Origin of the sequence: Mycobacterium sp. 141 (genome assembly GCF_000382405.1) — a bacterium.
In the GTDB taxonomy this organism is placed as follows: Bacteria; Actinomycetota; Actinomycetes; order Mycobacteriales; family Mycobacteriaceae; genus Mycobacterium.
This window is the reverse complement of record NZ_KB908259.1, coordinates 48,924-68,012: the sequence shown is the minus strand read 5'-3', so window position 1 is coordinate 68,012 and position 19,089 is coordinate 48,924. Positions and strand designations below refer to the sequence as shown.

The following is a 19,089-nucleotide window of genomic DNA, read 5'->3' as shown; positions in this document are numbered from 1 at the left end:
AGTCGCTGGACAGTGCTGCGTAGTCAGCGCATTCGCCGGGGCCAATTCAGGTAGTGCAGCACGGGTACCGACGCAACCACGCGAGCCCACGCTTTCAACAGCAACCAGAACGGCCGTCAGAAGGAAAGGAACACCACGATGAAAGGGAGCGGTTTTCATGCGCGCGCCGCGGTTCGTATGGCCGGTGCATTAGCGTCCGCCGCGCTGGCCATCACCATGGCCCCTGCCGCGCACGCCGACAGTCCGTGGGGCGCCATCGCCACCTCCCCGGACGGCGAGCATGTCGGTTGGGCGGGCGGGGCGTCGGATGAGGGAGCAGCTTATGCCGGTGCAAGGAACGTATGTGGGGACGCCGCCTGCACTGAGGGAACAGTTTTCACGGTGCCTTCCGGCCAAAACAACTGGTGTGCCGTGTTAGCCAAGGGAGATAACACCTACGTCTTCGGATGGGGTCCTACGTTTCAAGAAGCGTCAGCCGACGCCTTATCGAAGCGTCCCGGCCTCAATGTGAAGGCAGGCACGTGTGCCGTTCAGTGACCGGGGGCCGTGGCCGCATCCGGGACACGTCTCCAGCCGAACCAGTCTCACCAATAGTCGGACTCACCTAGGGTAAGGAAACACCATGAAAGGAAGTGGTTTTGACGCTTGCACCGCAAGCGTGCCCGGAAAGATACTGAGCACCGGAGCGATCGCCTTCGCACTGATGACGGGCCTACTCATCGGCACGCCCGCCACCGCATCAGCAGACCCCGATCAAACACTCGTCGATCTGGTCAACCAGCAACGGGCGCAAAACGGATGCGGTCCGGTCACCCAGAATCCGCAACTGATAGCCGCCGCGCAACGGCAGGCCGACGACTACGCCACCCTCAAAACCACCGACCACACCGGTTCGGATGGTTCGACCCCTGGCAGCCGCGTCCGGGACACAGGCTACAAGGCCACCCTCGTGGGTGAAATCATGGGCGGGTTCGGACTGAACACTGACTTCGCGACGCGACCGGACCTGATCGACGGGTGGTTGAACAGCCCTGGCCACAGAAAGGTAATGCTCGATTGCAGATATACCGAGATTGGTATGGCGACGACGGTGACGACACTTCAGGGAGACGCGAACCCCACTACTTTCGCGGTTGGCGTCTTCGCTAAGCCCGTGAACCTTCCGCCCGGCCAGTAGGCGGCGATGCATTCGGAGCGGCCGAGCTTCGGTGCGCAGCAGTCGCCTCTATGTGCAACGGTATTGCCCGTTGAGCACACAATTCAACGGTGGCGAGTAGGGACCGGTCAGCACGCCTCTCAGACCACCCGTTGCTGTACCACCCGGCGCAATGATGCGATTCCAATTCGCGGGGCCGAGAACATAGTGCGTACCGTATTGCGTGAGGGTGCTGCTCCACGTGTGCGAGATGGATTCGCCCGCCGGCAAGTCGAATTCAAGCTTCCAATCGGTGAGCGGCACCGCGCTCGCGTTGGTGATGACGAAGCGGGCGATGAAACCGGTCTGCCACGTCGATGTCACCGATAAGGTTGCCGCGGCCGCAGCCGCACGAGCTACGGGCGTGATGGCAAGTCCGAGGGTGGCAGCCATCAGTACCGACATCGTTATGTGAAGCGCTGTGCGCCAGCGCTTCACATAATTGCCCAGTTCGACCACAGCAGCCAACACTAAAGCCAACGAGCCGGTATCGGCCTTCATATCGCGGGTAGGCTGCAGGACCTTTGCTCAACTGAAACCGTCACGAAATTTTTGCCTCGTTCCGCCCTGAACCAACCTCCTCCCCGGCCGAAATCCTGCGACCGTAGAACAAGACGCGCTGCGCCCCGCGTCAGGCTCGGCGTGCCACGACGTACAGCCGCTGGGTGGTCTCGCCATGCCATTCGTACGGCCCGCGGAGATACCACTCGACGTCGGTAAGCCCTGCCGAGCGCACCGCCGCGACGACGGCGGCCGGGTCGTGCAGCACGATGTCCAGTGCTGGCACCTCGATGTCGAGCCAGCTGGTCACCCGGCGTACGTCGTCACCCGCGTGCAGAGCAAGCACCAGCAACCCACCGGATGCGAGTGGCCGAGCCAGGGCGGCAATGGCGCCGGGCAGTTCGGACGCTGCGAGGTGAATGAGGGAGTACCACCCGAGTACGGCTCCCCAGCCGACGGCGGCCGCCGGCCGCATCAGCTGCCGCAGATCTCCCACCTCGTAACCGACATCGGGATGCCGCTGCTGTGCCTCGGCGACCATCTCCGGGCTGAGATCGAGTCCCTGTACGTCAGCGCCGGCCGCGGCCAGGTACGCCGCCACGTGACCGGGACCGCAGCCTGCATCCATAACCGGCAGATCGCGGGCGGCCACCGCCACGCGGTCGAGCAGCCAGCGCTCGAATGGCATTCCCCCGAGCTCGTCCGACAGCTCACGCGCGTAGGTGGTAGCCACGACACCGTAGGTCGCCCGCACTCGGTTGTCGCGGGCCTCGGGCGAATCCGTGATGGGAACTTCACGATCAACGGCGGGCCGCGCGGGCGTCTCCCCCGTCTCAACCGGTCCCAACTCGTGTACCCATCGGTAGTCCTGTTGGCCTGGCCGCCGGTCGAGGCGCCGCACCAGCGGTTGGTCACGCTTGCGTAGCCGTTCCAGGCACGCCTCGACCGCGGCGCGGTCGGCGAACGGGCACAGCCGCTCGGTCCGGGTGCGCAGCTCACCAGGGGCCTGCGGCCCGCGCAGGAGCAGCACGGTGAGCACCGCGCGCTCGTCGTCAGCAAGATCGAGGATTTCCGAAAGAGTTTGGTGATATTTCAGGGTGCGCCGTCCGGTGTCAGACCACACGATGCGCAACAGTCCACGGTCCTTGAGCGCGCGAGCCGTCAGTTCCACCGTCCGCTCGTCGAGGTCCATCACCGGCTCACGGCTGCTGGTCTGGTTACAGGCGCTGCGAAGGCTGGAGAGTGTGAGCGGGTACGACGCGGGAACCGTGACCTGTTTCTCCAGAAGGCTGCCCAGAATCCGCTGCTCGACCGGCTCGAGGTCCATGAGCAGACCCTACTTCTGTGCGGTCCGTATCGTCGCCGTCTTCACCGCCGCACTGCCCTTCCCAGCTCTCCCCCGCGAGTAGACGACCTCGGGACCACGCGGGCTGTCAACAGCTCCACCTACGCGGATATGAAGGGAAACCAGACGGACGGCCTTCCCAATCAACCGATCGCGCCGGGCACCCAAACATCTGGTGGGATTTACTTCGACGTACGCGGCGGCACAGCGCCCGACAGCGTTGTCTATCGGGATGCCGGGGGCACCGACAAGGTGGTTTGGAAGGGCTAGCCACGGCGTGCACCTGCGCCCTATTGCACTGCTTCCCAACCCCTTACAGTTATCGGTACCCCTGTGCGGTCAGCGTGGCCGGAGCGCCTAACGTAGCCACGCATTCAACCGTGTAGTTAGGTTAGCCTAATTTTGTTGGGCGGGCCTTGTGCCTGCCGGTGTGAAGGCATGTGGATCGGGGGCGTTATGGTGAGCAAGATCAAGCCGGATCTCGGCGATGTGCAGGAGACACTGCTCATTCCGCTGTTTGGCCGAGCCTCTGATGCCGCGTCACGCCATCCCGTGCTCAACGATCGGCGAGCGGTACAGCTCGTCGAAACCATCGATTACGACTTCACCCGGTTCAAAGGGCTGTCCTTGCCTGGGTCGGTGCTTCGGACCGCCATTTTCGATGGATGGGTGCAGCGCTTTCTTCGCTCTCATCCCGCGGCGACGGTTGTCGAACTCGGGACAGGCTTGAACACTCGCTTCGACCGGCTCGACAACGGTGAGGTGCATTGGTTCGACATCGACCTGCCTGATTCGATCGAGCTCCGGCGCCGGTTCTTTACCAACCAGGACCGATACACGATGTTGGCCGGTTCGGTTCTCGATACCGATTGGTTCGACACAATCGCCGCCGCGCCACCGCCGTACCTGTTTGTCAGCGAAGCGGTCCTGCTCTATCTGCCAGAAGACCAGGTGCGCACAGTTCTTACCCAACTCGCTGGTCACTTTGACGGTTCGTTGATCGCCTTCGATACCGGCGGGGCCGCAATGATGCGTAACCAGCATCGCAACGGAGCGATGAAATCGTTGGCTGCTCGGATGCAATGGATCTGCGACGACCCCCACCGCCTCGAGGACTGGGGTTTGCGGCTGATCGAGACTCGTACGTTCGCCCGGCCGCAACCGGAGATAGCCAGAAACTGGCCGCTACGCTACCGATACGGCATGCCGCTTCTGGCCCGCCTGGTGCCGCCCATGATGAACAGCTACAAGCTCAACCTGTTTCGGCTCGGCAGTGGCCGCTAACCCCGAAAATACGAGTGTCCACGGCCACAGCCAGGGCGCGCCCGAATGGGTGCCGACCCGCGACGGTCGTCGCCTGTACACGCAGGTGCTGCCCGGCCCTGATTCCGACAACGCATTGACGGTGGTATTCGAGGGCGGAGCCGGTGCGACGCGTTCGTATTGGGCCGGCGTGCAACTGCGGGTAGCGCCCGTCGCCCGGACGATTGTGTATGACCGTGCCGGTCTCGGTCGCTCAGCATCAGATCCAACCGGGCAAACCCTGGACCGGATGGCCGACGATCTGGTTGACCTGCTTGATCACTTCCGGCCCGGCCCGTTCATCCTCGTCGGCCACAGCGCCGGAGGCCCCATCGCTCGTCTCGCCGCTTCGCGTCGGCTGGACCTGATCGCCGGACTCGTGCTTGTCGATCCGATCGATGAGGCCGCTGGCGTGCTGTTCAGTGCACGGTTGCGCCGCAACGAACGAATGGCCGTCAGCGCTGGGAAGCTGCTCGCAAAGCTCGGGCTACTTCGATTCGTGTACGGGTCGCTTCTCGCCGCAGCACCCACCGACGACGTCCGCGATGATATGCGGGCGGAGGCGTTCGCCCCTCGTGTACTGGAGACGGAGGCGCGCCAAGCCAATGCGTTCCTCGATGACGTCAAAATGTGGAAGACCAGCCCGCCGTCTGCCGGGAACATGCCCATCACGGTGATTTCGGGCGGCCTCGCACGCGCACGCGAGAGTATGCCCAAGCACGTCCGCGCCCAGGTGAATGCCGCCCACAGCTATCGCGCGGCGCAATCCCCCGAGGGGCGACACGTTACCGCTGTGCACTCCGGGCATACCGTACCGATCACCGAACCCCAGATCATCGCCGACGAGGTCGCACGCCTGGTCGCCAAAGCACGGTTCCGAACAGGCGAGTGACACCACCATCGAGCCAACACCTTGTCGCCGCCCGCGATCGGTTCTGCACCGGCTTCAACAAACGAGCCGGGTGCGCAGGAAGTCCAACACTCGGTGCAGTGCGATCTGCGTCGGCTGTCCAGGTTCGTCGACAAGATGTTCGGTCAGCACCGAATGCGGGCTCAGCACGCCCTCTGGATTCGCGTCGGCGTCCTCAAGTTCGATGGCCAAGAACGCGTCGCCGAGCTGATTGCGCAGAAACTCGAATCGCTCAGCGGGAGAGCGTCTATCGCCGCGGAAACGCAATCCCATGACAGTGAGCCCCTCCGCGCAGCGATTCTTGATCCGCGCCATATCGGACGGGCACACGTCGATGGCACATTTCTGGCGACGGGTGAAGGCCAGCGGTAGCCCCGGCTGGGAAAGCACCGGTGCGATCAGACGGTCGTCAACGGCCATCGCCAGCGCAAATCCGCCGGTGAAACACATCCCGACAGCCCCGACCCCCGGTCCGCCGCAACGCTGGTGCTCACTCCCAGCCAATGCGCGTAACCAGTGCACCACCGGTGAAGTGCGACCGGTGGCGAGCACCACGAATTCGCGGCTGATGCATACCGGCCCGATCTGGCCGGCGACATTCGCCAACGCGGCGACGAGTCCGTGCGCAGCCGGGCTCGGATCGCGCCCGGGACTTCCGTACAGATGCGGTACGACCGCCGTACATCCGATGGCCGCGACTCTGCGAGCGAAGTCGAACACCATGGGTGAGATGCCCGGAAACTCTGCCATCACGATCACGGCAGGCCCTGATCCTTGGCGAAAGACCGTGCGGGACTTGCCGTCATAGGTGAAGACGTGGTTCTGGAAATCGATGAGCTTGTCGTCGGTCATGTGAGGTCCTTTCGGTAGTTGGACCATCACGATCAAACTTTCGGACCCTCTCCGTATTGAAGAAATGTTCCCCAGGCCTCATAACGGCGTTTCGACAGACCCGATACTGCCTCCACCGCGACCGTCGCCGGGGTAAAGCCAGCGAAGTGCAAGACGTCTCGACACAGGTGAGCCTGATCGGCATATCCGCACGCTGCGGCGACACCGGCGGCGGGCCGACCCGACAGCAGACCGTCGACGGCGTTACGGAATCTGACGAGCATCGCCGCACGTTTGGGTGTCATGCCCAGCTGCGCCTCGAACCTCCCCCACAATCGCTTGCGGCTCCATCCGCACCATGCGGCGAGTTCGCCGACCCTGACCTGCCCACGGCTGGCCACGATGCGATCCCAGGCGGCGACCACTTCCGGGTATGGGACCCGGTTCGATCGACTCTGATGTACCAAAAAGGAATTGGTCACTTCGAACCGCTCAGTCCACGTCGTTGCCGCGGCGAGTCGCTCACGTAGCCGTTCCGCGCCCGACCCCCAAACATCCTCCAGGGCAGCGACCTCGCGACTCAGCTCGGCCGGCGCGACACCCAGCAACGACGACGCCCACAGCGGCGAGATACGCACCTCGATACACTCCACACGTTCGCTACGGATCCACATCGGCCCAGTGGACGTTCCCGACACGAAACCGTTGAGTGCGTGCCGGATCCCACGATGGTCGACGGCCAATTCGTTGTCCCCGAACTCGATGACAACGGTGAACGCAGGCATCCCGGCGACTCGAATATCCAATCCGCTGCCGCCCGAATGACGGAACCCGATCATCGCGGCACCGTGTGCCGGCGACGGCCCGCCTTCGACCCGGGGTCTTGTAGTGGAATGAATCATCGTGCGCATCAGTATGTCGACGGCACACTCAGGCTGGTGCAGAAGCGTCATGTACCAGGCGCTGCACCATGTCGTCATCGACATCGGAGAAAAACGCGCCGATCACGTCTTCGATCTCGTTGAATCCCTCGGCGCAGAAGAGCACCGGCTGGTAGTGCGTGATGTCGTATGTCTGGACACCCATCCGGCCGACGTCCAGCGGCCGTAGTTCGGCATCTTCGATCTGCTGGATCTCGCCGTATGAGGAAAGCAGGCCGGCGCCATAGGTGCGCACTTCGCCATGCTCGCGTACCACTCCGAATTCCAAGGAGAACCAGAAGACCTTCGAAATGAACTCCAGTGCCTCAGCCGTTTGCACACGCCGAGCCGCGTATCCGGCCAGCCGGTACAGAGCCGCGAAACGATCATGAGCCAGACAATTGCCGTGGCCGACCACCTCGTGGAGCAGATCGGGCTCTGGCGTATACAGGGGCACGGAGTGGTGCCGAATGTACTGGGTGGAGTGGAAAATTTCGTCAGCTAGTGATCCGTAGAACTCACGCAGCGGGACGAGCCCGGCCGCCGGTACGTACTGAAAGCCGGTGAGGGGCCGGAGCATCTCGTTAACCTCAACGAGTTGTGGGATGTGGTCCTCGGGAAGTTGGAGCCGCTCCCGGCCTTGCAGATACACGGCGCAGGCTCGGTGCCGGTGCAGCTTGTGGAGTTCGGTGCAGACGATGCGCCAGACCTCCTGCTCGGCGTCGGTATAGGTCGCAACCGGTGGTGGTGTGCCAGGCTGCCAATCCATGGCCAGCGCAGCGAGGGCGTTGCGGCGGACCCGGTACTCCGGGTCCACCGCACCCGGATGGTCGGCGGCCAGATGAACGGTGACGTCATCTCCCGAGCGCGTCACCGGAGCATAAAGCTGACCTTCTTCGAACATCGCTGCCTCCCGGATGGCCGGGCGTCGCACAACGCGGCGTCGTTCATGGCGAGCTGTCGCTGTGAGATGTCATAGCGACAGCCGTCTGGGCCGGATTTCTGGTCCTGTGAACCAGGATATGCCGCTCCTGGAGTGATCGAGGGATACACACTTACGCGTCGCGACCACCCCGCTGACGTGGCACAGGATGAGGCCCATAGTCGACCGGAGCTGAATCGCGGCATCTCAAACAGCCTCGCCATCTGTTGCCGGGCCGGGTAGCGAAGTGAGCTGCCGCACAAGACGAGTGGCCACGATGCGGAGTGGAACATTTGTGTTCTGACTTTCACGACGCAACCGCGCGAAGGCCTCATCGGCGTCGATTGCGTGCATGGCCATCAACATTCCCTTGGCCTGTTCGATGGGCGCGCGTGTCTCCAAGGCTCGCTGCAGTCCGGTCGCCACATCACGGGCCGACCGGAAACGCGCGAAATCGCCAATCGCACGAGATACCGCTTCGGTCAACAGATCCAGGATTTCGACGTCGAAGCTATCGAACGCCGAACGAGACCGGCCATAGAGGTTGAGTGATCCGAGTGTCTGATCCCTGGTGATCAGTGGCGCGGCGAGAAAACTGAGAATGCCTTCGGCTTGCGCCGCGGCCGCGAACCGCGGCCAGGTAGCTGCGGCTTGACCGAAATCCACGAGCACGATCTGGCCGGTGTGGGCGGCGTGCAGGCAAGGGCCTTCGCCACAGTCGTACTGTTCGGTGTCGACCCGCAGAGTGCGCTGGTCGGTGTGCACAGCCGTGTAGGTCCGCCCGGCTAGATCGATGGTCACGCCGGTGCTGTCGGCGCCGGGAACCGTCTGCTGGGCAATCTGAGCGAGGTTCTGCAGCAGGCTGAGCAGTTCGTCCTCGTCGGCGACGGTGCCGCTGACTGCGAGCAGTCTCCGGCCGAGCTCGGTGGCGCTGATGTGCCGGACCCCCGCGGCTGCAGCAACGACCAGGTCGGCTGCTTCGCTGGCATCCTGATCCGCTGTCTTTGCAGGCAGCGAGTCGTCGGTACGCGGATCCGAAGGCGTCATCCGATGAGTGTGGCATAACTGACGCACCGAGGCTCCCAGCATCGATACCGGCATCGAGCGCTGACAGTCGGCTCGGACAGGCCATGCGCTGTAGGAGCAGGATTCGCCCCAGAACACGCGAGATAGGTCGAAAGGATGAATTCGATTGTGCCACCAGGTATCTGCGAATCTCCGACGATCAAGTCATTCGACGTGCGAACTGCAATCGAGGTGGAAAATTACAGCCGACGAGAGGGCGCCGCGTTCAGGAACCGACCACTGTCCCGGCACGCACGGAATTACCGTGTCATCCCCGGCGAAGGGTTGCGTAACATCGAAGCCAGGCAATCGGCACTCCGACATGGCGCAAAGGTTCTCTGTATGCACACAAACGATTGCACTGAAGCTCCTACGGCACCCAAAGGTAAGGAACGCCGCAGATTCACAGGCGTGCTGGTGGCCGTGTTCACTGCACTGGTGCTGATGAGCACTCCCGCACCTATTGCCAATGCGGACCCATGCCCGGACGCCGAAGTGGTGTTTGCTCGTGGAACCGGTGAGCCGCCCGGTGTCGGTGGTGTCGGACAGGCATTTGTCGATTCCCTGCGCGCCAAGGCCGGTGCGAAATCGATCAGTGTGTACCCGGTGAACTACCAGGCCAGCGCCGACTTCGCCGACGGCATCCAGTTTGCCCTCACGGTCATCGATGGGATCAGGGACGCTACCAACCACATTCAGGCAGTGGCCGCTGACTGCCCCGCCACCAAAATGGTGCTTGGCGGATTCTCGCAGGGTGCCGCCGTGGCAGCGTTCTCCACCTCAGCCGACATCCCAGCGGGTGTCCCCGCGGCTTTCGTACCGCCTCCGATGCCGCCGGAGATTGCTGACCACGTCGCCGCCGTGACGTTGTTCGGCAAACCCTCAAACCAGTTCCTCGGCGACGCTGGTGCACCGCTGATCACGATCGGCCCGCTGTATGTGCCCAAGACCATCGATCTGTGCGCGACCGGTGACACTGTCTGCAACGGTGGACCACCGGGGCCGCCCACCAGCGCGCACAACTCCTACATCGCCAACGGCATGGTCGACCAAGCCGCGCGGTTCGCGGCTAGCCGGCTGTAGCGACGAACGAGGATTTCGCGGCGCGTACTGACACGATTTTTCGTGGAATTGGTGTGGGCTTGGTCTGATATCGAGTTGTCTTGCCAGGTAGTGATTTTCGTGGTGGCTATCGGGAGGCGCTCTTCTCACATAAGGCTAACCACTATGACGCGCTTCTTGCATGCCAGAAGTGTCAAATGAGACATGCAGGCCGGCACCGACGCGAGCCGTGGCACAGGTTTCGACCGAGGCGACGAGGCGTTATCCGATTCCCGAATTTGTCATCAGAAGTCAACTGGCCCAAGAATTACCACCTTTCCCCCGCGTTAACCGGCAGCGACGAACGGTGATGCGTGCAACCCCTCCACGACATCCGCTTGATATGCAGCGTTCCCGCCCGGAGGGCAATCCTAGTATGGTAGCGTGCCGCCGATTCCGATCGCCGTTTTGGCTACGCGGAACTACGCAACGTGAGTGAGCAAGCCACATGGTTGACGGATATGCGTTGGTCGCTATCGACATGCAGGAAGTCTTTCGACGGCCGGAGAGCGGATGGTTCGTCCCTCGCTATGACGAGGCAGCGCGCCAAATCTGCCAGCTGATGCCCCTGTTTGACGACCGGGTCGTACTCACTCGCTTCATTTCGCCCGCCGAACCCGGCGGCATGTGGGCCGGATACTACCGCCGTTGGCCCTTCGCCTTGCTGCCCGACGACGACCCGCTGTACCGCCTATCAGCCGACTTCGCCAACCGGCCCTGCCCAGTCGTCACCATGACGACCTTCGGTAAGTGGGGTCCGCAATTGGCCGCGGCCATGCCCGACGCACACGGGATGGTGTTGACCGGCGTGTCCACCGACTGCTGCATACTGGCCACCGCTCTGGCGGCAGCTGATGCCGGCATACACGTCAAAGTCGTCGCCGATGCATGCGCAGGCGTCACTGATTCCGATCATCAGCGAGCGCTGGACGCCATGGCGCTGTTCGGCCCGCTGATCGAAATTACGACGACAGACGACGTGCTGCGCGAACTAGCGGGCTGACACGATCTGTTCGCGGAGGATATCGCCGTGACCCGCCTTCGTCGAGTCCCGCCCAGAATCGTTGGAACCAGATCCGTTCCGCGGCGGTTGTCGGCGGGCGTCAGCATCAGATAGGCCGCGCGCGGTCTCGATGAGCGCTTCGCGGTTGCGATCGAGCATGTTCTCGATGATGGCTCGCTCGGCACCTTCGGTAATTCGGTTGGTGTTCATAGCCTTTCGCTCCATTCTGTTGTACGGTTCGGTCATTGCAGCTGCATCGGCGTGGTTGAGCGGCACGAGATGGCGACGCACCGATTGATCTTGAGAGTGAAGTGACCGGTCGGAGAGAACGACCGGGAAGGAGATTCACCCACCGCGTGTCGATCAGCCCACAATCGGTTCACACAGAATTTGGTTAGGTTAGCCTAAGCCTCGTGAGCCACTCTCAGGCGTCGGTCATCAAGACGAAAGTGCTGAATCCTCGACTCGTCCGGGTCACCCTGCGTGTCCACGATCCAGCGGCGTTAGATGTGAAGCAGGCTGGCGATTCCGCCGTGGGAGTGTACTTTTCGGCCTCAGGACCGGATTCCGATGCTGAAGGCCGCAATTACTCGGTACGGTCCCAGCGCGGCGACATCATCGATCTCGACGTTCTGCTCCACGAACGCGGTTTGGGCACCGCGTGGGCGCAGCAAGCCCGTAGCGGGGACCGGATCGGACTCGACCACACCCGGTTCTGGTATCGGCCCGAGCCGTCCACCGGGTGGCAGCTGCTGGTCACCGACCTGTCCGGGTTACCGGCCACCGCACGCATCATCGAGGAGCTCGGCGCCGCTGTGCCGGTCACCGTCATCGCCGAGGTCGCCGAACGCGCAGACCTGGACTACCTGCCCCCACATCCGCAGGTGTCCGTCATCCCCAGCGTCGGCACCGGAAACGGTTACGCCCCAAGTCGATTGAGTGCGTTGGTCCGCGAGCTGACGCTGCCGGACGGGCGGGGGTATTGCTGGTTCGCCGGAGAGGCCGCGGAATCCCGGGCGGTCCGCAAGTACCTGCGGGGTATCGGTTTCGACCGCGATCAGTACGACATCACCGGCTACTGGCGATTCGACTCCGAAACCTGGGATGCCAGGTTCGCCGCGGTAGAGAACGACGTGCTGCCAGTCTATGAACGCGCACTGGCCGACGGAAAAGGTGACAAGGTGGCGTTCGAAGAATTTGAGGATGCTCTGGAACGAGTGGGTCTTTGAGCTCGGTGATCGCGCAGGCGCCGGTTGCGCGGAAGCGCATCACCAGCAACGGCCGCGTGGTAGGGCTTTCGGGGGCTGTCGTGCTGCTGGCTACGGTCTGCGTCGCCAGCCTCGCCATCGGCACCGAGAATGTCGCGCTCTCAACAGTGTGGCACGCCGTCACCGACTACCACGATGTCGGCGATCAGTGGATCGTGCACGACCTGCGTATCCCCCGCACCGTGCTGGGGCTTCTGGTCGGTCTGGCCCTCGGACTGTCCGGAGCACTGATCCAGGCCGTCGGACGGAACCCGCTCGCGGATTCGGAGATCCTCGGGATCAACTCCGGTGCCGCTCTGTTCGTAGTGGCCGCAATTGCGTTCTGCGGGTTCAGCGGCATCTGGACCTACATCGGGTTCGCCTTCCTGGGTGCCCTGTTCGCCATGGTGATGGTCTATCTGGTCGGAATGACCGGACGCTCACCGGTGACTCCCGTTCGGGTACTGCTGGCCGGTGTGGCGATCGCCGCGGTGATGGACGGTATCGGCTTCGTCATCCGACTGCGCAATCCCCGCGCCTTCGACAACATGCGGTTCTGGGACGCCGGGGCGCTCGACGGACGACCGCTGCAGGTGGCCGGGGCGATCACGCCCTTCATCGCCGTCGGAGTCATGCTGTGCGTAGTGGTGTCGCGCTCGCTGAACATCACCGCGCTCGGCGACGATCTCGCCAAGAGCATGGGCGGCAACGTGGTCCGCACGCAAACGCTCAGTCTGATAGCGGTGACTTTGTTGGCCGGCGCGGCGACGGCGGGTGCAGGGCCAATCGGATTCGTCGGGCTGATGGTTCCGCATGCGGTGCGCCGCTTCACCGGACCGGATTGGCGCTGGATCCTGGCCTACGCCACCGTCGTGGCCCCGACGCTGATGCTCGGCGCCGACATCCTCGGCCGCGTGGTGATTCGGCCGGCCGAGTTGCCGGCAGGGATCGTCACCGCCTTCCTGGGCGCTCCGGTGCTGATCTGGCTGATCCGCAAGTCAAGAGGCGAGCGGACATGACCGTGATCGATTTCGGAAAGCGGCAGTGCGTGGTGCGCGCTTCCCTACCGCTGGTTGGCATGGTCTCGGCGCGCGCGTCCTGGCGGGCGGTTGCGGTGGTGGCCGTGCTGCTGTTCGGCGCCGCGACAGCCGCTGTGCTGGCTATCGGGATCGGTAAGTACTCGATCACACCGGTGGACGTGTTGCGGGTGCTGGTCGGCACGAACTCCTCGTTCGACCGGGTCGTGGTGCTGCAATGGCGCATGCCACGCATGCTCATGGCCCTGCTGGTGGGTGCCGCGCTCGGTGTGTCCGGCGCGATATTCCAGGCGCTGACCCGCAATCCTCTCGGCAGTCCCGACATCATCGGGGTGAACTCGGGCGCGTACACCGGCGCGCTGGCGGTGCTGGCCGGCACGGGCGGTGGTTACTACGCCGTAGCCGCCGGTGCGTTGACCGGCGGATTGATAACCGCGGTGCTGGTGTACGCACTGTCCTATCGCAACGGGCTGGCCGGCTACCGGCTGATCGTGGTCGGAATCGGGGTGGGTGCAGTGCTCAACGCGGTGAACCAATGGGTGGTGATCAAGCTGGACCACCACACCGCGGTGACCGCCGCGGTGTGGCAGCAGGGCACCCTCAACGGGCTGACGTGGGCTCAGGTGGTGCCGACGACGGTGTGCCTGGTGATCGTCACCGCGGTCCTGCTAGGCCTGGGTCCACAGCTGCCCGTGCTGCAGATGGGTGACGACGCTGCCGGCGCTCTGGGAGTTTCACCGGAACGGACCCGTTTGGCGTACCTGGTAGCCGCAGTGGCGCTCGTGGCGCTGGCGTGTGCGGCGGCGGGCCCGATCTCGTTCGTCGCCCTGGCGGCGCCGCAGATCGCGCGGCGGCTTACCGCAAGTCCAGGCGTGGCGCTGATACCGGCCGCCGCAATGGGAGGGGTGCTGCTATTGGCCAGCGACATCGCCGCCCAACACGTGTTCACCGACAATGAGCTGCCGGTGGGCGCGGTCACGGTGTCGGTAGGCGGGATGTATCTGGTGTACCTGCTGTTCACCCAGGCGCGGCGCCGATCATGACTGAAGAGGGCGGAACCCCCGTGAACTCAATCGCGAATTCGATCGCAGACCCCAGCGTCGTGCAGACCGGCATCGCACTGCAGGCGAGCCAGGTGACGATCGGCTACGAACAGCGAACCATCATCACCGAGTTGTCGGTCGATATTCCCGTCGACCGGGTGACCGCGATCGTGGGTCCGAATGCGTGCGGAAAGTCAACGCTGCTACGTGGATTCGCTCGGCTGCTCAAGCCTGCCGCCGGTCAGGTGATCCTCGACGGCCATGACATCGCCGCGCTGCACACCAAGGAGGTGGCCCGACGGTTGGGGCTGTTGCCGCAGACCTCGATCGCCCCGGACGGCATCACGGTCGCGGATTTGGTTGCCCGCGGGCGCTTTCCACATCAGAAAGTGCTACGTCAATGGTCTCCCGCTGATGCCGAGGCGGTTGCCGACGCGATGTGCTATACCGGCGTGACTGAGCTCTCGGCCCGGCTGGTCGACGAGCTTTCCGGCGGTCAGCGGCAACGGGTTTGGGTGGCAATGGTGCTCGCCCAGCAGACCCCTCTGATCCTGCTCGATGAACCGACCACGTACCTGGACATCGCGTACCAGGTCGAGCTGCTCGATCTGTTCGCGATGCTCAATCATGAGCACAACCGGACCGTGGTTGCCGTGTTGCACGATCTCAACCAGGCCTGTCGATACGCCGACAAGCTCATCGTGATGAAGTCCGGAAAGATTGTGGCCCAAGGTAATCCGAACTCCGTGATGACTACCGATCTGATCGGCGAGGTGTACGGTCTGCAGTGTCAGATCATCGACGATCCGCAGACCGGGACGCCGTTGATCGTGCCGCGGGCATCTCAATACGCGCGGACCGTCACAGCTCGGGCGCCGCGGTGAGGTACCCGCCCGGACACACTGCGGGACGTGCAGAGAGAACTCAGCACAGTGCCAAACCGACAACAACAGGGTACGACGCCGTCGAGCCGCCTTCGGTGCTACGGCGACCGCGAACGTACGGGAGGAGTGCCTTGTATACCAACCCTTTTGATAACCAGAATGGCCGCTTTTCGATGCTCGTCAGCGACGAGAACCAGCACTCGCTGTGGCCGGTGTTCGCTGATAGGTCTACCGAATCGCTGCGCAGCCACCTGCAGCACTCTGCGGCCGCATCCGACACAGTTTCATCGGCGTGACCCCCGGCGGCGTCCTGCGACGCACTGTGAGCCGAAACCTCAAGTGGCTCACCTCAGGCACCGGCCTGATCGCACTGCATCAACTATGCGAGGTCTCGATACCGGTGCTAATCGGCATCATCGTCGACCGGGCGGTGGCGACCGGAAGTGTCGACGCCATCATTCGCTGGGTCGCTGTATTGGCTGCGCTCTTCCTAGTACTCACAGTGTTTTACCGTTATGGCGCACGGTTGCTGATGTTCGCCATCGCGCGCGAATCCCATCTGCTGCGCGTGGAGACCAGCGCCAAGATCCTTGATCCCGCCGGAATCAACACCGAATACAAAGTCGGCGAGCTGCTTTCGATCTCATCTGATGACGCCGACAACGTCGCTTACCTGCTGGACTACATCCCGCGCATCGTTGCCGCGGTGGTGGGCACCATTGTCTGCGGGGCCGTGCTGCTCAGCATCTACCTGCCACTGGGGCTGATGGTGCTGTTGGGCGTGCCCGTCGTGGTGGTCGGCCTGCAACTGACCGCGCCGCTGATCGCGAGCCGAGTGGAGGAACAACAGGCCGAGATCGGCCGCGCCACCGCGCTGGCCACCGACCTGATCAGTGGGCACCGTCCGTTGCAGGGCATCGGTGCCCAGGCCAATGCGGCCGCACGCTACCGGCTGGCCAGCCGCCGGGCACTGTCAGCGACCCTGCGGGCCGCACGTATTCAGAGCGTGCACCAAGGCGCCGCAGCGGCCGCCGGTGCCCTGGCCGCCATGGCCATCGCCGTGCTGGCCGCGTATTTCGCCATCCAGGGCGATCTTTCGGTGGGTCAATTGATCACCGTGATCGGGCTCTCCCAATTCCTGATCGAGCCGTTCTCGTTGCTGGCCATCGTGCCGAGCTGGGTGGCCGAGGCCCGGGCCTCAGCCAACCGCGTGGCCAACGTCCTCAATGCACCCACCCGGCATGCCCCAGCCGAGGTTTCTGCGGCCGAGCCTGGTGTCGCACCCGGCGCGCTGTCGGTCCAGCACGCCACACACGCCGGTCTGGGCGACCTGTCCTTCGACGTCGCACCCGGCGAATTCGTCGCTGTGCTCACCACCGACGTCCGCGACGCGACCGCCCTGATCGATCTGTTGTCCGGCCACGAGCGTTCCGAGCGGTCCGGCACGGTACGGGTCGGAGGGCGCCGGATCACCGAGATTCCGGCAGGTCAACGCCGCAATCACCTGCTGGTCGAGCATCACCTGAGTGCATTGTTCAGCGGCACGCTGGAATCCAATCTGAAGGTGACCGGTCCGGATGTGCAGGGAATACAAGAAGTTCTGCGTGCGTCATGCGCGATCGATGTGGTCGACCTGCATCCCGACGGCCTTGCCCACCCGGTGGCCGAACGCGGTTCCAGCCTGTCCGGTGGACAACGCCAGCGCTGGACCCTGGCCCGCGCCCTGCTGGTGAATCCAGAGGTGCTGGTGTTGCACGACCCGACCACGGCCGTCGACGCGGTTACCGAGCAGGCCATCGCGGACGGTCTACGCCGGCTGCGCACCGCGGCCGGGCGCACCACGATCGTGTTCACCAGCAGCCCGGCGTTGCTCGCCGCTGCCGACCGGGTGCTCCTGGTAATCGACGGGCGCCTGCACAGCGAGGGCACCCACCGCGAACTGGTGGACGCCCACGACCACTACCGCAATCTGGTGACACGATGATCTCCGACGAACCCATCACCCCGCCGGTACTTCCGGTCGCCACCACCAAGCGGTCTATGGGCTGGCTGCTGGCCGATTTGCACCGGCGCCGCGGCCAGTTGCCGGCGGTGATCGGGGTCGGCCTGGCCGCCGCCGGGGCCGCGGTACTGCCGATCTACCTGCTGGGCACCCTGGTGGACCGCGCCGACCAAGGTGACACCGCTGGCGGCTTGGTCGCCCTGGCGGCCGTCATCGCGGTGGCCGCGGTGGCCGGTGGCCTGGGCACCGGGCTGTCGTCCTACCTCACCACACGGCTGGGCGAACAGATGCTGGCAGATCTGCGCGAGCAGGTGCTGCATCGGGCCCTGAACCTGCCGGCCACCCTGATCGAGCAGAGCGGCCGCGGGGATCTGCTGTCGCGGGTCGGGCCCGACGTGGCGGTGGTCGCGCGAACGGTGTCGCAGGTGCTGCCGATGATCCTCAACGGTTTGTTCCTCGGTGTGGTCACCCTGACGGGCATGGCCAGTATCGACTGGCGGCTGGGCCTGGCCGGGGGCCTGGCCATCCCTGCCTATGTCGCAGGCCTGTGGTGGTACCTGCCGCGCTCGGCACCCATGTACGCCGAGGAGCGGGTGGCGATCGCCAGCCGGGCGCAGGTCACGGTGGAATCGATCCAGGGCGCCAAAACCATCGACGCCTACGAGGTCCACGACCGGCACCTGGCCGATATCGACCGGGCATCGGCGCGGGCGCGCGACATCTCGATTTCGGTGTTCACCTTCTTCACCCGCCTGGTCGGCCGGGTCAACCGGGCCGAGTTCATCGGCCTGACCGCGACGCTGGTGTCCGGCTTCCTGCTGGTGCGCGCGGGCGACGTCACTGTCGGCCAGGTCACTGCCGCAGCCCTGATGTTCCATCGGTTGTTCAACCCGATCGGTGAACTGATGTACAACTTCGACGAGATCCAGTCCGCCTCAGCGAGTCTGGGCCGGTTGGTAGGCGTCATCGACCAACGGACGCCTGATGCGGATCGCAACGACACTGCGGCCGGGGCTCGCGTTCCAGCCGGCGTCGAAGTCGACATCGCGAGAGTCTCATACACCTACAACACGGGACCCGAAGTGCTGCACAATGTCTCGCTGCACATCGCGGCGGGCACTCGGTGCGCCCTGGTCGGCACCACCGGCGCGGGCAAGACCACGCTGGCCGGGATCGTCGCCGGCATGCTGACCCCTACGATCGGGGTGGCTCGGATCGGCGGGGTCTCGATAGCCGATATCGAGCGCGACGAGCTGCGACACTGGGTGGCCACCATCACCCAGGAAGTCCACGTGTTCTCCGGACCGCTCATCGATGACCTGCGTCTGGTGGCACCCGACGCCAGCACCGAACAGGTCTGGGCCGCACTGGATACCGTCGGTGCCCACGGTTGGGTGCAGGCCCTCGACGACGGTCTGGACACCCTCGTCGGTGAACACGGTGTGGCGTTGACAGCAGCGCAGGCGCAGCATGTCGCGATGGCCCGGCTGGTGCTGGCCGACCCACGGGTGGTGGTGCTCGACGAGGCCACCGCGGAGGCTGGCAGCGCGCACGCCGTCGAACTGGAGCTTGCGGCCGCCGCTGCGACCGCCGGTCGCACCACCCTCGTCGTCGCTCACCGACTGACCCAGGCCGCGAAGGCCGACCAGATCGCGGTGATGGACAACGGTCGCATCGTCGAAAACGGTACCCACGCCGAACTCATCGCTCTCGACGGCAGATATGCTCGGCTGTGGCAGGCCTGGAGCAACCACAACTGACGATCACCGTGCTGGAGATGG

The 19,089-nt window shown here is 64.2% G+C and carries 19 protein-coding genes and 2 pseudogenes; 14 read left to right on the top strand and 7 right to left on the bottom strand.

Annotated features, from left to right (window positions below; genetic code table 11):
- Positions 1-138: 138 nt before the first annotated feature.
- Both H276_RS25650 and H276_RS22780 read left to right on the top strand, forming a co-directional pair.
- Positions 139-537, top strand: coding sequence for a DUF4189 domain-containing protein (locus H276_RS25650; RefSeq protein ID WP_081625439.1), 399 nt, complete (start codon positions 139-141; stop codon positions 535-537).
- Positions 538-622: 85 nt separating this feature from the next.
- Positions 623-1,177 carry a CAP domain-containing protein gene (locus H276_RS22780; RefSeq protein ID WP_081625438.1) on the top strand — a complete coding sequence of 185 codons (555 nt, stop codon included), beginning with the start codon at positions 623-625 and terminating at the stop codon, positions 1,175-1,177.
- A 48-nt stretch (positions 1,178-1,225) separates the two neighbouring features.
- Here the strand turns inward: H276_RS22780 and H276_RS0109470 are convergent, their stop codons facing one another.
- Together H276_RS0109470 and H276_RS0109465 are read right to left on the bottom strand one after the other, a co-directional pair.
- Entirely contained in the window at positions 1,226-1,696 is a 471-nt protein-coding gene (locus H276_RS0109470) for a cellulose-binding domain-containing protein (RefSeq protein WP_019971065.1), read from the bottom strand.
- Between the two features lie 130 nt (positions 1,697-1,826).
- A complete protein-coding gene (locus H276_RS0109465) occupies positions 1,827-3,023 on the bottom strand; it encodes a DUF480 domain-containing protein (RefSeq protein ID WP_019971064.1) in 1,197 nt (398 codons plus the stop codon).
- A gap of 54 nt (positions 3,024-3,077) precedes the next feature.
- Here H276_RS0109465 and H276_RS25645 point away from each other — a divergent pair.
- The 3 genes and pseudogenes from H276_RS25645 to H276_RS0109455 form a co-directional block, all read left to right on the top strand.
- Positions 3,078-3,311 (top strand): annotated as a pseudogene (locus H276_RS25645) (DUF1942 domain-containing protein); the annotation flags it as partial.
- A gap of 189 nt (positions 3,312-3,500) precedes the next feature.
- Positions 3,501-4,325: a class I SAM-dependent methyltransferase gene (locus H276_RS0109460; protein ID WP_155943023.1), complete on the top strand. Its 825-nt coding sequence runs from the start codon at positions 3,501-3,503 to the stop codon at positions 4,323-4,325.
- 49 nt (positions 4,326-4,374) lie between these two features.
- Positions 4,375-5,235 (top strand): alpha/beta fold hydrolase, encoded by an 861-nt coding sequence (locus tag H276_RS0109455; protein ID WP_019971062.1) that lies wholly within the window; start codon positions 4,375-4,377, stop codon positions 5,233-5,235.
- Between the two features lie 54 nt (positions 5,236-5,289).
- On the opposite strand, the gene H276_RS0109450 is transcribed toward H276_RS0109455, so the two are convergent.
- From H276_RS0109450 to H276_RS0109435, 4 genes are all read right to left on the bottom strand, one after another.
- Positions 5,290-6,105, bottom strand: coding sequence for a dienelactone hydrolase family protein (locus tag H276_RS0109450; protein WP_019971061.1), 816 nt, complete (start codon positions 6,103-6,105; stop codon positions 5,290-5,292).
- Between the two features lie 32 nt (positions 6,106-6,137).
- Positions 6,138-6,923, bottom strand: coding sequence for an AraC family transcriptional regulator (locus tag H276_RS0109445; protein ID WP_196807876.1), 786 nt, complete (start codon positions 6,921-6,923; stop codon positions 6,138-6,140).
- A 91-nt stretch (positions 6,924-7,014) separates the two neighbouring features.
- A complete protein-coding gene (locus H276_RS0109440; protein WP_036460862.1) occupies positions 7,015-7,908 on the bottom strand; it encodes a phenylalanine 4-monooxygenase in 894 nt (297 codons plus the stop codon).
- Between the two features lie 225 nt (positions 7,909-8,133).
- Entirely contained in the window at positions 8,134-8,973 is an 840-nt protein-coding gene (locus H276_RS0109435) for a GAF and ANTAR domain-containing protein (RefSeq protein ID WP_019971058.1), read from the bottom strand.
- A 462-nt stretch (positions 8,974-9,435) separates the two neighbouring features.
- On the opposite strand from H276_RS0109435, the gene H276_RS0109430 reads away from it, so the two are divergent.
- Together H276_RS0109430 and H276_RS0109425 are read left to right on the top strand one after the other, a co-directional pair.
- Positions 9,436-10,074 carry a cutinase family protein gene (locus H276_RS0109430; RefSeq protein WP_051111411.1) on the top strand — a complete coding sequence of 213 codons (639 nt, stop codon included), beginning with the start codon at positions 9,436-9,438 and terminating at the stop codon, positions 10,072-10,074.
- A gap of 466 nt (positions 10,075-10,540) precedes the next feature.
- Complete coding sequence (locus tag H276_RS0109425; protein WP_026356772.1) at positions 10,541-11,095, top strand: cysteine hydrolase family protein; 555 nt, start codon at positions 10,541-10,543, stop codon at positions 11,093-11,095.
- Here H276_RS0109425 and H276_RS24005 read toward each other — a convergent pair.
- The gene (locus H276_RS24005) at positions 11,084-11,341 is read right to left on the bottom strand and encodes a DinB family protein (RefSeq protein ID WP_231376639.1); all 258 of its coding nucleotides are present in this window, start codon (positions 11,339-11,341) and stop codon (positions 11,084-11,086) included. The genes H276_RS0109425 and H276_RS24005 overlap by 12 nt on opposite strands.
- 167 nt (positions 11,342-11,508) lie before the next feature.
- On the opposite strand from H276_RS24005, the gene H276_RS0109415 reads away from it, so the two are divergent.
- The 7 genes and pseudogenes from H276_RS0109415 to H276_RS0109385 all read left to right on the top strand — a co-directional run bounded on the left by H276_RS0109415 (position 11,509) and on the right by H276_RS0109385 (position 19,068).
- Complete coding sequence (locus H276_RS0109415) at positions 11,509-12,324, top strand: siderophore-interacting protein (RefSeq protein WP_019971055.1); 816 nt, start codon at positions 11,509-11,511, stop codon at positions 12,322-12,324.
- A gap of 5 nt (positions 12,325-12,329) precedes the next feature.
- Positions 12,330-13,361: an iron ABC transporter permease gene (locus tag H276_RS0109410; RefSeq protein ID WP_036460860.1), complete on the top strand. Its 1,032-nt coding sequence runs from the start codon at positions 12,330-12,332 to the stop codon at positions 13,359-13,361.
- A complete protein-coding gene (locus H276_RS0109405; RefSeq protein ID WP_019971053.1) occupies positions 13,358-14,422 on the top strand; it encodes an iron chelate uptake ABC transporter family permease subunit in 1,065 nt (354 codons plus the stop codon). The genes H276_RS0109410 and H276_RS0109405 overlap by 4 nt, the downstream gene beginning before the upstream one ends.
- Positions 14,419-15,306: an ABC transporter ATP-binding protein gene (locus H276_RS0109400; RefSeq protein ID WP_019971052.1), complete on the top strand. Its 888-nt coding sequence runs from the start codon at positions 14,419-14,421 to the stop codon at positions 15,304-15,306. The genes H276_RS0109405 and H276_RS0109400 overlap by 4 nt, the downstream gene beginning before the upstream one ends.
- Before the next feature lie 131 nt (positions 15,307-15,437).
- Positions 15,438-15,530: pseudogene (locus H276_RS25275) on the top strand (MbtH family NRPS accessory protein); the annotation flags it as partial.
- 68 nt (positions 15,531-15,598) lie between these two features.
- A complete protein-coding gene (locus H276_RS0109390; RefSeq protein ID WP_019971050.1) occupies positions 15,599-17,290 on the top strand; it encodes an ABC transporter ATP-binding protein in 1,692 nt (563 codons plus the stop codon).
- Positions 17,287-19,068: an ABC transporter ATP-binding protein gene (locus tag H276_RS0109385; protein ID WP_019971049.1), complete on the top strand. Its 1,782-nt coding sequence runs from the start codon at positions 17,287-17,289 to the stop codon at positions 19,066-19,068. Before H276_RS0109390 ends, H276_RS0109385 begins: the two co-directional genes overlap by 4 nt.
- Positions 19,069-19,089 lie beyond the last annotated feature (21 nt).

Excerpts from the sequence above, each read along its gene's own strand:
- H276_RS0109425 (WP_026356772.1), top strand. The coding sequence starts at position 10,541 with ATGGTTGACGGATATGCGTTGGTCGCTATCGACATGCAGGAAGTCTTT.
- H276_RS0109405 (WP_019971053.1), top strand. The coding sequence starts at position 13,358 with ATGACCGTGATCGATTTCGGAAAGCGGCAGTGCGTGGTGCGCGCTTCC.
- H276_RS22780 (WP_081625438.1), top strand. The coding sequence starts at position 623 with ATGAAAGGAAGTGGTTTTGACGCTTGCACCGCAAGCGTGCCCGGAAAG.
- H276_RS0109470 (WP_019971065.1), bottom strand. The coding sequence starts at position 1,696 with ATGAAGGCCGATACCGGCTCGTTGGCTTTAGTGTTGGCTGCTGTGGTC.
- H276_RS0109435 (WP_019971058.1), bottom strand. The coding sequence starts at position 8,973 with ATGACGCCTTCGGATCCGCGTACCGACGACTCGCTGCCTGCAAAGACA.
- H276_RS0109430 (WP_051111411.1), top strand. The coding sequence starts at position 9,436 with ATGAGCACTCCCGCACCTATTGCCAATGCGGACCCATGCCCGGACGCC.
- H276_RS0109400 (WP_019971052.1), top strand. The coding sequence starts at position 14,419 with ATGACTGAAGAGGGCGGAACCCCCGTGAACTCAATCGCGAATTCGATC.
- H276_RS24005 (WP_231376639.1), bottom strand. The coding sequence starts at position 11,341 with ATGACCGAACCGTACAACAGAATGGAGCGAAAGGCTATGAACACCAAC.
- H276_RS0109445 (WP_196807876.1), bottom strand. The coding sequence starts at position 6,923 with ATGATCGGGTTCCGTCATTCGGGCGGCAGCGGATTGGATATTCGAGTC.
- H276_RS25650 (WP_081625439.1), top strand. The coding sequence starts at position 139 with ATGAAAGGGAGCGGTTTTCATGCGCGCGCCGCGGTTCGTATGGCCGGT.
- H276_RS0109450 (WP_019971061.1), bottom strand. The coding sequence starts at position 6,105 with ATGACCGACGACAAGCTCATCGATTTCCAGAACCACGTCTTCACCTAT.
- H276_RS0109385 (WP_019971049.1), top strand. The coding sequence starts at position 17,287 with ATGATCTCCGACGAACCCATCACCCCGCCGGTACTTCCGGTCGCCACC.
- H276_RS0109465 (WP_019971064.1), bottom strand. The coding sequence starts at position 3,023 with ATGGACCTCGAGCCGGTCGAGCAGCGGATTCTGGGCAGCCTTCTGGAG.
- H276_RS0109440 (WP_036460862.1), bottom strand. The coding sequence starts at position 7,908 with ATGTTCGAAGAAGGTCAGCTTTATGCTCCGGTGACGCGCTCGGGAGAT.